Here is a 13,521-nt window from a genome sequence, read left to right as displayed (position 1 = left end):
GTGAACTGGCCCGAAGCCACTGCGGAAATTTGATCATGTCGTCACCTTCGACACGGCGGATGTTTTTCGCCTTCATTGCCACTCTCGCGTTTGGTCTTGCGTCTGCGACCGCACAGGATGCGCGGCGGACGTATGTCCCGCCAGCACTCGACGGCGTCCATGCCGTTTCCGCCGAGCACGGCATGGTGGTGGCACAGGAGAAGATCTCTGCGCATGTCGGCGCCGATATCCTGGGACGCGGCGGCAATGCGATCGATGCCGCGATCGCCACCGGCTTTGCGATGGCAGTGACCTATCCTCGCGCCGGCAATATCGGCGGTGGCGGCTTCATGGTGATCCATTCGGCCGAGCGCAACGAAGACATCACGATCGATTATCGCGAGACGGCACCGGCAGCGACCACGCCGCAGATCTTCCTCGGTCCGGACGGCAAGCCCGATCCGGCGAAGTCGCGCGATTCCGCGCTCGGCGTCGGCGTACCCGGCACGGTGGCCGGCCTGGCTCTGGCATTGGATAAATACGGCTCCGGCCACTTCACGCTGGCGCAGCTGCTCGAACCTGCGACTGCGCTTGCCCGCGACGGCTTCATCGTCAGCGACGACATCGCCGACAGCCTACCCGCCTGGCACCGGCGGCTCGCGCGCTGGCCTGCTTCGGCCAGGATCTTTTCGCGGCCCGATGGGACCTCGCTCAGTGAAGGCGACCGGCTGGTGCAGAGCGATCTCGCCGAAACGCTGTCGGCCGTGGCCGCCCAAGGCCCGCGCGGCTTCTATGAAGGACCGGTCGCGGACAAGATCGCCAAAGCCGTGACCGATGCCGGCGGCATCATGACGTCGGCCGACCTGAAAATCTATCAGCCAGTGATCCGCGCACCCGTGCGCGGCACCTATCGCGGCTACGATATCGTCTCGATGCCGCTGCCGTCCTCAGGCGGCGTGGTGCTGGTGGAGACGCTCAACATCCTCGAAGGCTTTCAGCTCGCCGATCTGAAGCACGGCTCGCCGGCATCGCTGCATCTCTTGATCGAAGCCATGAAGCGTGCCTATGCCGATCGCGCGCGCTATCTCGGCGATCCCGCCTTCGTCAGCGCGCCGATCGAGACCCTCACCGCGAAGGACTATGCAGCCAAGCTGCGCGCGGGCATTTCCGCCCAACGCGCCACGCCATCGAAAGCGCTCGTGTCCGCCGCCGCCCCGCCGCGGGAGGGCAGCAACACCACGCATTTTTCCGTCGTCGACGCCCGCGGCAACGCCGTCAGCAACACCTACACGCTCAACTTCAGCTATGGGGTCGGCCTCGTTGCCGAGGGCACCGGCGTGCTGCTCAACAACGAGCTTGACGATTTCACCGCGGCGATCGGGGCGTCCAATGCCTACGGCCTCGTCGGCTTCGAGGCCAATCTGCCCGGGCCCGGCAAACGGCCGCTGTCCTCGATGTCGCCGACCATCGTGCTGAAGGACGGCAAGCCGGTGCTGGTGACGGGCTCGCCCGGCGGCAGCCGCATCATCTCGACCGTGCTCCAGGTGATCGTGAACGTTCTCGACTACAAGATGGATGTTGCGGCCGCCGTCGCCGCGCCGCGGCTGCATCACCAATGGCTACCGGATGAGGTCCGCGTCGAGAGCGGCTTTCCCGAGAAGGTGCTGTCCGAGTTGAAAGCGATGGACCACATCATCGTCGAGCCGATGGGGCAGACCTCGGCCAACTCGATTCTCGTGACCGCCAACGGACCGCTCGGCGCGCCCGATCCGCGCACCCGAGGCGCAGAGGCAGCAGGGCAGTAACTCTGCCCTGCATGGCGCGAAGCCCCTGCTCCGGCTTGCGCAAGCTGCCGCGCGTGCTACCACCGTCCGGCCAAAGACACTGCCGGGAAACGCACATGACGATCGCCGATCCGAACCAGCGTATCGAACGCGCCGAGATCGAGGATACCAGCCTTCTCGCCTTCTACCGCGACATGAACGTCGCCGAACGCCGGACCTTCTGGGCTTGCGCGGCCGGCTGGGCGCTCGACGGCATGGATTTCATGATCTACCCGCTGGTGATCGGCACCATCATCGCGCTGTGGAAGGTCGATGCGGGCTCGGCCGGTCTTGCCGGCACGGTGACGCTGCTGGCCTCCGCCATCGGCGGCTGGCTCGGCGGCTATCTCTCCGATCACATCGGCCGGGTCAGGACGCTTCAGATCACGATCATCTGGTTCTCGTTCTTCTCGCTGGTCTGCGCGGTCGTGCAGAATTTCGATCAGCTCCTGATCGCGCGCGCCGTGCTCGGCCTCGGCTTCGGTGGCGAATGGGCCGCCGGCGCGGTGCTGATGGGCGAGGCGATCCGGCCGCAATATCGCGGACGCGCGGTCGGCTCCGTGCAGTCGGGCTGGGCAGTGGGCTGGGGCCTTGCGGTGCTGTCGCAGGCGATCCTGTTCTCGCTGATGCCGGCGGAGACGGCGTGGCGCTGGATGTTCGTGATCGGCGCGCTCCCGGCGCTGCTGGTGTTCTATATCCGCCGCTCCGTCACCGAACCGGAGATCGCGGCGGAGGCGCGCGCCAGGCAGGCGGCGAGCGGCGACCGGCCGGCGCTCTGGGAAATCTTCTCAGGTCCCATCCTGAAGACCACGATCCTGGCGTCGCTGATGGCGACGGGCTGCCAGGGCGGCTACTACGCCATCACTTTCTGGGTGCCGCAGTTCCTGACCAAGGAGCGTCATCTGTCGATCGTCGGCTCGACCGGCTATCTCTCGACGCTGATCATCGGCTCCTTCATCGGCTATCTCACCGGCGCCTGGCTCGCCGACCGGATCGGGCGGCGCAATCTGTTCCTGATCTTCTCGATCGGCGCGATAGCCGTGGTGCTGCTCTACACGCAGCTGCCGCTCACCAACGAGATCCTCTGGGTGCTCGGCTTCCCGCTGGGCTTCTTCGCCTCGGGCTATTTCTCGGGGATCGGCGCGTTCCTGACCGAGCTCTATCCGACGCGGCTGCGCGGCTCCGGCCAGGGCTTCTGTTACAATTTTGGCCGCGGCATCGGCGCGCTGTTCCCGTTCCTCGTCGGTGCACTGTCGGCAACGACGTCGCTTGCGAATGCCATCGCGATCTTCGCGGTGGTGGCTTACGCGGTGTTCTTCATTGCGGCGTTTGCGCTGCCCGAGACACGCGGGCGCGTGCTGCACGCGGATTGACTAGTACCGTCATCCCGGGGCGGTGCGCAGCACTGAACTATGGTGCGCAATTGCGCACCTTGAGGATCTCGAGATTCCGGGTTCACGCTTCGCGTGCCCCGGAATGACGGAGAAGGTCACTACCGCCCCACCTGATACGGTCCGCCCTTCTCCAGTGCACGCGCATAGGCCGGCCGCGCGTGGATACGCTCCAGAAACGCCATCGCCTTCGGATGACCCTGCTCCAGCCCGCCGCGCGCTTGCGCAGCTTCGAGCGGGAAGCTCATCTGGATATCGGCCGCGGTGAACTCGTTGCCGGCGAACCACTCGCTCTTGCCAAGCTCGCTTTCCCAGTAGTCCATGTGCTGCTTGAGCTGCGGATTGACCAACGCAGTGAGCGCCTGGTTCGAGACCTTGCGCACCAGCGGGCGCAGCAGTGCGGGCGCGCGCTTCGGCATCAGCGTGAACAGCAGCTTCAACAGCAGCGGCGACATCGCGGATCCCTCCGCGTAGTGCAGCCAATAGGTGAAACGCAGCCGCTCGGGCGTGTTGGGCGGCGGGATCAGCCGGCCGTTGCCGTAGGTCGCGACGATATATTCGATGATCGCGCCAGACTCCGCGATGGTGTTGCCGTTGTCGGTGACGACGGGCGACTTGCCGAGCGGATGGATCGCGCGCAGTTCCTTCGGCGCGCGCATGTCCGGCTGGCGCTGATAGCGCACGATCTCGTAGGGCACGCCCAACTCCTCGAGCAGCCACAGCACGCGCTGCGAGCGGGAATTGTTGAGGTGGTGAACGGTCAGCATCGGTGGAGTCCCCAGGCTAGGCGTGGTCAATCGGCCGCGCCGTTCGTGCCAGCCCGGGAACACAATGTCGAGCCATCGGTAATGGATATTTTCACCCGGGTATATTGACGGGTCTAATTTACCCGGGTATTAAGCCGCCAACGCTGCTCAAATATGGCAATGATTCCAATGCAGAAGATTTTCACCGCATTCCAGGGTCCGCGCCGCCTGGCGTCCGGGCCGGCCGGAGAGGTCGCGCTGGTCGTCAAGCGCGTGGCGCCGCGGCCGGACGAGCCCATCATCATCTTCGAGGACGCCACGGGCCGATCGATCGATTTCGATCTGCGCGGCGGAGATCGCGAGGTACTGGCGCGGTTGGCCAAGCTCCTCCCATCGGCGGTCGAGGAGACTGCAGCACCGAGCGAGCCGCGCGGGCGCGGCCGGCCGAAACTCGGCGTGGTCGCGCGCGAGGTGACACTGCTGCCACGGCACTGGGAGTGGCTCAACGCGCAACCGGGCGGCGCGTCGGTCGCGCTGCGCAAGCTCGTCGACGAGGCGCGGCGTGCCAGCGGCGACAAGGATCGCGAGCGGCAGGCGCGCGATGCGGCCTATCACTTCATGTCGACCATGGCGGGCAACCTGCCGCAGTTCGAGGAAGCTTCGCGCGCATTGTTCGCGGATGACCGGCGGCGCTTCACCGGGCTGATCGCGGACTGGCCGACCGACATCCGCGACCATGTCGTCAAGCTCGCCTACAGCGACCGCGCTTAAGGCGCGGCGTTCCTCACAACCCCATCGACGGCCGAGCCGCGCATTGCGCGCGGTGACGGCTTCGTGCGCTCTGTTGAAAGGCCTATCCATGTCTGCCGCCAAACCGCTCTGGACCACATTCCTCCGCTTCCTCGCCCCGTTGATGCTGAGCAACGCGCTGCAATCGCTGTTCGGCACCGTCAGCAACGTCTTTCTCGGGCAGATGATCGGCGTCGACGCGCTCGCCGCGGTGTCGGCGCTCTTTCCGGTCATGTTCTTTTTGTCCGCCTTCGTTATGGGGCTGAGCACCGGCGCCACCGTTCTGATCGGTCAGGCGTTTGGCGCGGGCGAATACAACAAAATCAGAAGCGTTGTCGGCACGACGCTGGCGGTCGGCCTCCTGCTCGCGATTTCCGTCGCATTGATCGGCGGGACCTTGAGCCGGCAATTGATGATGGCCCTCGCGACGCCCGCGGACATCCTCGACCAGGCCAGCGCCTATGCGCGCGTCATGCTGCTGACGATGCCGCTCGGTTTCGTATTCCTACTGACGACGGCAATGATCCGCGGTGTCGGCGATGCGCTCACGCCGCTGCTGGCGCTGGCATTGTCGACTGCGATCGGCCTGATTCTGACGCCGATGCTGATCCGTGGCTCAGTCGGACTGCCCGCCGCTGGCATCACCAGCCCGGCATGGGCGGCTGCGATCGCCAACGCGCTGACGCTGCTCGCGCTGGCCATCTATCTGCTGCGGACGAGACATGCCCTTGCGCCTGATGCTGCACTGCTGCGTCATCTCCGGCTCAATCGCGCCGTGCTCGGAAGGATCCTCGGCATCGGACTGCCGAGCGCCATCGGCATGGTGGTGATGGCAATCGCCGAACTGGTGCTGCTCGGCCTCGTCAATGGCTTTGGGTCCGACGCTACCGCGGCCTACGGCGCCGTCAACCAGGTGATGGGCTATACGCAGTTCACGGCGATGTCGATTTCGATCGCGGTGTCGATTCTGGGCGCGCAGGCGATCGGCCGCGGCGACAGCGCTGGGCTCCACGGCATCGTACGCACCGGGCTCGCGTTCAACGTTGTGCTGACCGGCGGGCTGGTGGCGCTGGTCTATCTCGTGCCGCGCGCCGTGCTCGGCCTCTTCATCACCGACGGCGCCGTGCTCGATCTGGCGAAAGGACTGCTGTACGTCGCCCTGTGGAGCTCGGTGCCGTTCGGCCTTGCGACCACATTTACCGGCGCGATGCGCGCCGCCGGCGTGGCGCTGACGCCGATGCTGCTGTCGATCTTCGCCATCGTCGCGATCGAGCTGCCGTCCGCGGTGATCCTGAGCCGCACCATCGGCTTTGCGGGCGTGTGGGCGGCCTATCCGATCGTGTTCTGCGCCATGCTCGTCTTGCAGACGGGCTATTACCTCCTGGTCTGGCGCCGGCGCGCGGTCCGGCGTCCGGTCTGATCATCAAAGTATTACGACCATCATTAAACGGTGGACCCGTGGCGCGGGCTGCGCCACAATGGGCAAAAAGCGACACCAGGGAGAACGATCTTGACCCGCACAGCCCCGCAATTCCTGTTCGATTTCGGCAGCCCGAACGCCTATCTCAGCCATCTCGCGATCCCCGCGATCGAACAGCGCATCGGCGTCAAGTTCGAATATGTGCCGATCCTGCTCGGCGGCATCTTCAAATCGACCAACAACAAGTCGCCGGCCGAGACGCTCGCCGGCATCAAGAACAAGCGCGAGTTCCAGCAGATCGAGACCGAGCGCTTCATCAAGCGGTTCAAGGTCCAGCCCTACGTCTTCAATCCGCATTTCCCTGTCAACACGCTGAACCTGATGCGCGCGGCCATCGCCGCGCAGCTCGAAGGCGTGTTCGAGACATATGTCGAGGCCGCCTTCCACCACATGTGGCGCGAGCCAAAGAAGATGGACGATCCGCAAGTCGCGGCGAAAGCGCTGGCGTCCTCCGGTCTCGATGCGCAAAAGCTGTTCGCTCGCGCCCAGGAACCGGAAGTGAAGGGCAAGCTGATCAGGAACACCGAGGAGGCGGTTGCCCGCGGCGCTTTCGGGTCGCCGACCTTCTTCGTCGGCAACGAGATGTTCTTCGGCAAGGAACAGTTGCGCGAGGTCGAGGAGATGGTGCTCGAGAAGTAGCCCCCTCATTCTCCGGCGACAGAATGTGATCGCGGCAGCATCCTGGATTGCTTCGCTTCGCTGGCAATGACGACTATAGATGAACCGCCAATAGCAACAAAAGGAATATCCCATGCGCATTCTCGTGGTCGGCGCCGGCGCTATCGGCGGCTATTTTGGTGGCAGGCTGTTGCAGGCCGGTCGCGACGTCACCTTCCTGGTCCGCCCGCGCCGCGCCAGCGAGCTCGCGAGCGCCGGCCTCGTCATCAAGAGCCCGAATGGCGATGTGACCCTGAAGAATCCGCCGACCGTGCAGGCCGACACGCTCAAAGAGAAATTCGATGTCGTGCTCTTGAGCTGCAAGGCGTTCGACCTCGACGACGCCATGAAGTCGTTCGCGCCCGCGGTCGGTCCGAACACATCGATCATCCCGATGCTGAACGGCATGAAGCATCTCGATATCCTCGACGAGAGGTTTGGCAAGGAGCGCGTGCTCGGCGGGCTCTGCGCCATCGCCGCGACGCTGAACGAGAAGCGCGAGGTGGTGCAGCTCCAGCCGATGCAGTCGCTCAACTACGGCGAACGCGACGGCAAACTGTCGGATCGCGTCAAGGCGATCGACGAGGTCTTCAAGAGCGGCATCAATGGCGCCGCCGCCAGCCAGAACATCATGCAGGATATGTGGGAGAAGTGGGTGTTCCTGTCCTCGCTTGCAGCTTCCACCAGCCTGATGCGCACCTCCGTCGGCAACATCCTCGCCGCGCCCGGCGGCCGCGACTTCTTGCTGGGCATGCTGGATGAGACCAGCGCGATCGCGACTGCGTCAGGCTATACGCCAGGCGGCCCGTTTTTCGAGCGCGTGAAGGGGAATCTGACGACCGAGGGCTCGCCGATGACTGCCTCAATGTTCCGCGACATCCAGGCGGGCCTGCCAGTCGAAGCCGATCACGTGATCGGCGATCTCATCGCGCGCGCCGATGCCGCCAAGGTGCCGGTGCCGAAGCTGCGCATCGCGTATACGCATCTCAAAGCATATGAGAGGCAGCGGGCGAGCTAACCACGGCACTGTCGTCCCGGGTTCGCGCTCTGCGCGCTCCGGACGACGAGCTGTGGTGATGGCTACACCGAGCCTTACTTGAAATACGCGAGATAGTGCGAGACCGCGGTAATCTCCTCGTCGCTCATGTGATAGGCGACATCGGCCATCGCGGCGACGCCGCCGCCGACGCGCGCGCCCGCTTTGTAGTCGTGCAGCGCCTTGACCAGATATTCCTCGCGCTGGCCCGCGAGCCGCGCCACCGCCTTGGTGCCAGCAAAGCTATCGGTGTGGCATGAGGCGCAGCGGCGGCCGGCGGCCACTTGCGCGCCCTTCTTCGACAGATCGGGATCAGTGTCCTTCGCTGCCTTCGGCGGCGTCATTTGCGAGAAATAGGCGCCAAAATTGCGGATGTCCTCGTTGGCGATCTCCTCCACGATCGGCTGCATCTGGTCGTTCTTGCGCGAGCCGGCGCGGAAGAACACGAGCTGCCACTGGATGAATTGGTCGGGCTGGCCGGCCAGCGAGGGGATGTTCTCCGTCTGCGAAATGCCGTTCTCGCCATGGCAGCCGGAGCAGGCAGCGGCCTTATCCTTGATCGCGGCGTTGTCGGCGGCGCTTGCTGGAACGAATGCAAGCGTTGCGAGCGCAACCGCGCGGATTGCGTGCGAGATGAACTGCCGGCGCATGGGTGGGATTCCGATCTATCGAGGTCGTCATTCCGGGGCGCGCCGCTTGGCGCGAGCCCGGAATCCATAACCACGAATCGGGGTTAGGGGTTCCGGACTTGCGCGCGAGCGGCGCGCAATCCGGAACGACAGCATTGGACGATGAAATGGAAAAGCCGCGGCCGTCACCGGCCGCAGCGTTCGTTCGTGCCGGCTACTTCTTGCTGTAGCTGATGCGATAGATCGCGCCGGCCCAGTCGTCGGCGACGAGGATCGAGCCGTCCTTGGCAAGGATGATGTCATCGGGACGGCCGAGATAGCCCTGGTCGCCGTCGATCCAGCCGGAGGCGAACACCTCCTGCTTGGCGTTCTTGCCGTCGGGCCCGACGATCACGCGCACGATGCGGCCGCCCTGGTACTTGTGGCGATTCCAGGAGCCGTGCTCGGCGATCAGGATGTTGTTCTTGTATTCGGCGGGGAATTGATCGCCGGTGTAGAACTTCATGCCGAGCGGGGCGACATGCGCACCGAGATTCAGCACGGGCGGCGTGAACTCGGAGCATTTGTGGCCCATCGCGAACTTCGGATCGGGCAGGTCGCCCTGGTGGCAATAGGGATAGCCGAAATGCTCGCCGATCTTGTTGATCATGTTCAGCTTGTCGCTCGGCAGGTCATCGCTGATCCAGTCGCGCGCGTTCTCGGTGAACCAGTACTTGCCGGTGCGCGAATCGACGTCGCCGCCGACCGAGTTGCGAACGCCGAGCGCCCAGATTTCCGCATTGCCGGTCTTGGGATCGACGCGGCGGATCTGCGACACGCTGGTCGGGGGAATGCCGACATTGAAGGGCGGTCCGAACGGTATGAAGAACCAGCCTTCCTTGTCGACGGCGATGTACTTCCAGCCATGCGCGGCATAGGACGGCATGTCGTCATAGACGACCTTGCCCTCGCCGGGATTGTCGAGCTTGTTCTCGATATCGTCATAGCGGATCAGCTTGTCGACGGCGATGACGTAGAGCGCGCCGTCCCTGACGGCGAGCCCCGTGGGCATGTTCAGCCCCTTGAGAATGGTCTTGACCTCTTTCTTGCCGTTGTTGTCCTTGATGGCATAGACGTTGCCGAGGCCGAACGAGCCGACGAACAGCGTGCCCTTGTCACCCCAGGCCATCTGCCGCGCGGCCAGCACGCCGGAGGCATAGACCTCCATCTTGAAGCCCGGCGGCAGCTTGACCTTCTTGACGATGTTGGCGAGCTCGGCGTCGGAGGCGCCAGTCGGCGGACCCGAAGGCGGCGCGAGGCCCTTCTGCGCCTCGGTCTCGTCGCCCAAGAACCAGTCATCCGGTGGATGGGTCCAGAATTCCTTGGTGCCGGATTCGTATTTCTTCAGCGCCCGATTCTTGTCCTCCTGTTGCGCATTGCCGACGCTGGTCCCCGCAAGAAGGGCTACGGCTGCAAGCGCCAACACGGATCGATGGAACATCGATGTCATCGCGTCACTCCCCTAAGGCAGCCGTCAAGGCCGCGCTTTATTTTGTTATGGCTAGTCGAGAGACGAAGTTTGGGATCCGCCGAGCGGCAGACGCAAAAAGGTTAGCACATCTGCCAGCGGTGAGAAGCGAGTCGGGTACGCTGCAGTTACGCTCAGTAAAAATTGAGACGGAATGTCAATCAACGCGCCCCCCGCACTGTCGCTGCAACGCGGAATCAAGATCGCGCGCGACCTGGTCTGCAGACAGCACGAGGGGCATCAAACCAAACTGCGAAACAACCCCATGCACAGTAGAACGGCTCGGGCCGACTTTGCTCGCGGCGACGCCGAGCAGACACTTGATGCATCGAGCAAAATGACGAACGCGGCGCTCATCAGGCGACGGGGTAGGGCCCGTCGTCGAAAGCCGCATCATGATATCCCTTCGAACCGACTACGCGCGCTAACGCGCTGCGGAAATCGCGGCCATCGCGAAGGCTGCGCAGCACATGGGCAAAGTCGAATTCCGGCCGCCAGCCGAGCTCGCGCCGCGCGCGCTCATTGACATAGACGCGGTCGATCCGCGGAAACAGCCGCCAGCCGCGCGCGGCATAGAGCTGCTCGCAGTCGGGATAGAGCGCGCGCACGACAGCGGCAGCGTCGCGCGCCAGCGCCGCGAGATGGTGCTGTGCGAACGGGCTCGTGGCCGAGACGATGTAGCGGCCAAAGCCGATCTTCGGCGCGCGCTCGACGGCCAGCAGATGCGCGCTCACCGCGTCCGCTATATCCACGCGGCGATAGAGCAGCTCATTGGCCTGTGCGTTGTCCAGCGGGTAAGCAGAGCGCATCGCGGGATCGTCATCGTCCTCCGGAAAGAAGCGCGAGGTCCGCAAGATGACGACCGGCAGACCGCGCTCGCGAAAGAACAGCTCGCAGAGGGTCTCGGCCATCAGCTTGGTCGTGCCGTAAATGTTTTTTGGCACCGGCGGCAGGTCCTCGGTGACCCACACCGCCGCCTGGCCGGCTTCGGGGCGAAGCTGCGAGCCGAACGCGCTGGTGGTGCTGGTGAAGACGAGGCTGCGCACGCCGGCGGCAGCCGCTGCCTCGAGCAGGTTGAGCGTCCCGGTGACGTTGGTGTCGACGAAATCCTGCTTGCTGTGGGTCGCCACATGCGGCTTGTGCAGCGTCGCGGTGTGGATCACGGCGGTGACGCCGTCGATCTGCTCCCGCACGAAGTCGGGATCGACGATCGAGCCGACCGCGTCGGTGAAGGGCGAAGCCTTGAGGTCGATTCCACGTGCCGAGGAACCGCGCCCGCGAAGCGTGCTGAGAATCGCCTCCCCGAGGTGACCCGCGCTGCCCGTAACCAAAATTGTCATGTGAGACCCGATACAGCCACCCGCGGCATGGAAAACCGGGTCCCGACCCGGTTTGGCTGGATGCTCTGGGAAAAATTGGAGCGGGCGAAGGGGCTCGAACCCTCGACCCCGACCTTGGCAAGGTCGTGCTCTACCACTGAGCTACACCCGCATCCTGTTTCGGTCGCATGACGCGCCGGCAACGGCTGTCGTATGCCAAAAGCGGGAGGGGAATGCAACAGCTACCCGCGGTATAGATTGGTATCTTTGAGGCCCCAAATGGAGCCGAACGCGCGGCAAATCGACCAAAATGCCCTGGAACCGCCGAATTGGCCGTGATGGATTGAAATTCGGCCGTCCCGGCCCAATTTTAGCGCCGACACCACAGCATAAGAATTGGCGACGTGCTAAAGAGCCGCCATTCCAGACATCAGACGAGGGAATCCCGTGACGATCATCGACCAGGGTAACGGAGCGGCGAGCCCGGCTGCGGCCGATCTGATCAAGGACACCACCACCCAGACCTTCGTGAAGGACGTCATCGAGGAATCGAAGCGCCAGCCGGTGCTGATCGACTTCTGGGCGGAGTGGTGCGGCCCCTGCAAGCAACTCACCCCTGTGCTGGAAAAGGCGGTCAAGGCGGCCAAGGGCAAGGTCAAGCTGGTCAAGATGAACATCGACCAGCACCCGGCGATCCCGGGCCAGATGGGCATCCAGTCGATCCCGGCCGTGATCGCCTTCGTCAACGGCCAGCCTGCCGACGGCTTCATGGGCGCCGTGCCGGAAAGCCAGGTGAACGCCTTCATCGAGAGGCTGACCAAGGGCATGACCGCGCCGGGCGAGGTCAACGTCGCCGAGATCGTACAGGAGGCCGAAGCGGTGCTGGCCGAGGGCGATGCCACGGCGGCCGCGCAGATCTATGCCGAGGCGCTCCAGCATGATTCGACCAACATCGCGGCCCTTGCCGGCCTCGCGAAGTGCTATGCCGTGTCAGGCGCGATGGAGCAGGCCAAGCAGACGCTGGCCATGGTGCCGGAATCCAAGCGCAACGACCCCGCGGTGAAGGCCGTGCAGACCACGATCGATCTCGCCGAGCAGGCGGAGCAGCTTGGTCCGGTCGCCGAGCTGGAACAGAAAGTCGCCGCAAATCCGCTCGATCATCAGGCACGATTCGACCTTGCCACCGCGCTCAACGCGCAAGGCAACCGCACTGCGGCCACCGAGCAGCTGCTCGAAATCGTCAAGCGCGACCGCAAGTGGAACGATGACGGCGCCCGCAAGCAGCTGGTGCAGTTTTTCGAGGCTTGGGGCGGCACGGATGATGCAACCGTCGAGGGGCGCAAGCGTTTGTCGACGATCCTGTTCTCGTAAGGAAAGAGCGCGACTATTGTTTGAGCATGATCTGAGCGGAAAACCGCTACACGCTTTGCGCTAGCGCGGCCCTGCGGGTCCGCATCCATGCTCTAGCGGGGACCAGATGCCGATCAACATCGAATATCGCGGGCCCGCCGACCTTCCGGAGATCATTCCGGTGTTCCCGCTGCCTGGCGCGCTGTTGCTGCCACGCGGCCAGATGCCGCTCAACATCTTCGAGCCGCGCTATCTCGCGATGGTCGACGATGCGTTCCGCGACGGTCATCGCCTGATCGGCATGATCCAGCCCGACGTGGCGCATTCGCCGAAAAATTCGGACAAGCCGGCGCTGTTCCGCGTCGGCTGCGTCGGCCGAATCACCCAGCTCGCGGAATCCGGCGACGGCCGCTACATCCTCGAGCTCACCGGCGTCTCGCGCTTCAAGGTGGTCGAGGAGCTGGAGGTGCTGACCGCCTACCGCCAATGCAAGGTGGATTTCTTCGCCTTCGTCGACGATTTCACCGCGCGCATGGGCGAGGACGAGGTCGATCGCGAGGCGCTGCTGTCCGTGCTGGCGGACTTCTTGAAGGCCAATAATCTCAAGGTCGACTGGGAAGGCGTCGAAAGCGCGCCCAACGAGGCGCTGGTCAACGCGCTGGCGATGATGTCGCCCTACGGTCCCGCGGAGAAGCAGGCCATGCTTGAGGCGCCGGACCTCAAGACCCGCGCCGAGATCCTGATCGCGGTGACCGAGATGGACCTCGCCAAGAAGCGCACCAGCGGCGATCCGCCGTTGCAGTGAAGGTCTGACG

Annotated in this window: 12 protein-coding genes and 1 tRNA gene; 8 read left to right on the top strand and 5 right to left on the bottom strand. The window is 64.4% G+C overall.

The features are described 5' to 3' along the window. Positions 1–35 precede the first annotated feature (35 nt). Both ggt and ACVWY3_RS30535 read left to right on the top strand, forming a co-directional pair. A complete protein-coding gene (gene ggt, locus ACVWY3_RS30540) occupies positions 36–1,784 on the top strand; it encodes a gamma-glutamyltransferase (RefSeq protein ID WP_456841779.1) in 1,749 nt (582 codons plus the stop codon). Positions 1,785–1,879: 95 nt separating this feature from the next. Further along, positions 1,880–3,175, top strand: a complete 1,296-nt coding sequence (locus ACVWY3_RS30535; RefSeq protein ID WP_456841778.1) for an MFS transporter — start codon at positions 1,880–1,882, stop codon at positions 3,173–3,175. Between the two features lie 119 nt (positions 3,176–3,294). Here ACVWY3_RS30535 and ACVWY3_RS30530 read toward each other — a convergent pair whose 3' ends face one another. Further along, positions 3,295–3,960, bottom strand: a complete 666-nt coding sequence (locus ACVWY3_RS30530; protein ID WP_456841777.1) for a glutathione S-transferase family protein — start codon at positions 3,958–3,960, stop codon at positions 3,295–3,297. 153 nt (positions 3,961–4,113) lie between these two features. Here ACVWY3_RS30530 and ACVWY3_RS30525 point away from each other — a divergent pair, with 153 nt between their 5' ends. The 4 genes from ACVWY3_RS30525 to panE all read left to right on the top strand — a co-directional run bounded on the left by ACVWY3_RS30525 (position 4,114) and on the right by panE (position 7,883). After that, a complete protein-coding gene (locus tag ACVWY3_RS30525) occupies positions 4,114–4,710 on the top strand; it encodes a DUF2239 family protein (RefSeq protein ID WP_456841776.1) in 597 nt (198 codons plus the stop codon). 88 nt (positions 4,711–4,798) lie between these two features. Further along, the gene (locus tag ACVWY3_RS30520; RefSeq protein ID WP_456841775.1) at positions 4,799–6,148 is read left to right on the top strand and encodes an MATE family efflux transporter; all 1,350 of its coding nucleotides are present in this window, start codon (positions 4,799–4,801) and stop codon (positions 6,146–6,148) included. 90 nt (positions 6,149–6,238) lie between these two features. Next, on the top strand, positions 6,239–6,847 hold the full coding sequence (locus tag ACVWY3_RS30515; protein WP_456841774.1) for a 2-hydroxychromene-2-carboxylate isomerase: 609 nt from the start codon (positions 6,239–6,241) through the stop codon (positions 6,845–6,847). Positions 6,848–6,959: 112 nt separating this feature from the next. Next, positions 6,960–7,883 (top strand): 2-dehydropantoate 2-reductase, encoded by a 924-nt coding sequence (gene panE, locus ACVWY3_RS30510; RefSeq protein ID WP_456841773.1) that lies wholly within the window; start codon positions 6,960–6,962, stop codon positions 7,881–7,883. Positions 7,884–7,957: 74 nt separating this feature from the next. On the opposite strand, the gene ACVWY3_RS30505 is transcribed toward panE, so the two are convergent. The 4 genes from ACVWY3_RS30505 to ACVWY3_RS30490 form a co-directional block, all read right to left on the bottom strand. Then, positions 7,958–8,551, bottom strand: a complete 594-nt coding sequence (locus ACVWY3_RS30505; protein WP_456841772.1) for a c-type cytochrome — start codon at positions 8,549–8,551, stop codon at positions 7,958–7,960. A 193-nt stretch (positions 8,552–8,744) separates the two neighbouring features. Further along, positions 8,745–10,019: a PQQ-dependent sugar dehydrogenase gene (locus ACVWY3_RS30500; protein WP_456841771.1), complete on the bottom strand. Its 1,275-nt coding sequence runs from the start codon at positions 10,017–10,019 to the stop codon at positions 8,745–8,747. A 374-nt stretch (positions 10,020–10,393) separates the two neighbouring features. Continuing rightward, a complete protein-coding gene (locus ACVWY3_RS30495; RefSeq protein WP_456841770.1) occupies positions 10,394–11,377 on the bottom strand; it encodes an NAD-dependent epimerase/dehydratase family protein in 984 nt (327 codons plus the stop codon). A gap of 76 nt (positions 11,378–11,453) precedes the next feature. After that, positions 11,454–11,528 (bottom strand) — tRNA-Gly (locus tag ACVWY3_RS30490). Between the two features lie 275 nt (positions 11,529–11,803). On the opposite strand from ACVWY3_RS30490, the gene trxA reads away from it, so the two are divergent. Both trxA and ACVWY3_RS30480 read left to right on the top strand, forming a co-directional pair. Then, entirely contained in the window at positions 11,804–12,727 is a 924-nt protein-coding gene (trxA, locus tag ACVWY3_RS30485) for a thioredoxin (protein WP_456841769.1), read from the top strand. Positions 12,728–12,833: 106 nt separating this feature from the next. Then, positions 12,834–13,511 carry an LON peptidase substrate-binding domain-containing protein gene (locus tag ACVWY3_RS30480; RefSeq protein WP_456841768.1) on the top strand — a complete coding sequence of 226 codons (678 nt, stop codon included), beginning with the start codon at positions 12,834–12,836 and terminating at the stop codon, positions 13,509–13,511. The last annotated feature ends 10 nt before the right edge of the window (positions 13,512–13,521 follow it).

This window comes from Bradyrhizobium sp. USDA 4486 (assembly GCF_054057995.1).
The sequence above is the reverse complement of the archived record's forward strand: the minus strand, read 5'-3'. Positions and strand labels throughout refer to the sequence as shown.

Bases quoted from the DNA above. Each gene is read 5' to 3' on its own strand.
- ACVWY3_RS30525 (WP_456841776.1), top strand. From the start codon at position 4,114: ATGGCAATGATTCCAATGCAGAAGATTTTCACCGCATTCCAGGGTCCG.
- ACVWY3_RS30505 (WP_456841772.1), bottom strand. From the start codon at position 8,551: ATGCGCCGGCAGTTCATCTCGCACGCAATCCGCGCGGTTGCGCTCGCA.
- ACVWY3_RS30520 (WP_456841775.1), top strand. From the start codon at position 4,799: ATGTCTGCCGCCAAACCGCTCTGGACCACATTCCTCCGCTTCCTCGCC.
- ACVWY3_RS30500 (WP_456841771.1), bottom strand. From the start codon at position 10,019: ATGACATCGATGTTCCATCGATCCGTGTTGGCGCTTGCAGCCGTAGCC.
- panE (WP_456841773.1), top strand. From the start codon at position 6,960: ATGCGCATTCTCGTGGTCGGCGCCGGCGCTATCGGCGGCTATTTTGGT.
- ACVWY3_RS30535 (WP_456841778.1), top strand. From the start codon at position 1,880: ATGACGATCGCCGATCCGAACCAGCGTATCGAACGCGCCGAGATCGAG.
- ggt (WP_456841779.1), top strand. From the start codon at position 36: ATGTCGTCACCTTCGACACGGCGGATGTTTTTCGCCTTCATTGCCACT.
- ACVWY3_RS30495 (WP_456841770.1), bottom strand. From the start codon at position 11,377: ATGACAATTTTGGTTACGGGCAGCGCGGGTCACCTCGGGGAGGCGATT.
- ACVWY3_RS30480 (WP_456841768.1), top strand. From the start codon at position 12,834: ATGCCGATCAACATCGAATATCGCGGGCCCGCCGACCTTCCGGAGATC.
- ACVWY3_RS30530 (WP_456841777.1), bottom strand. From the start codon at position 3,960: ATGCTGACCGTTCACCACCTCAACAATTCCCGCTCGCAGCGCGTGCTG.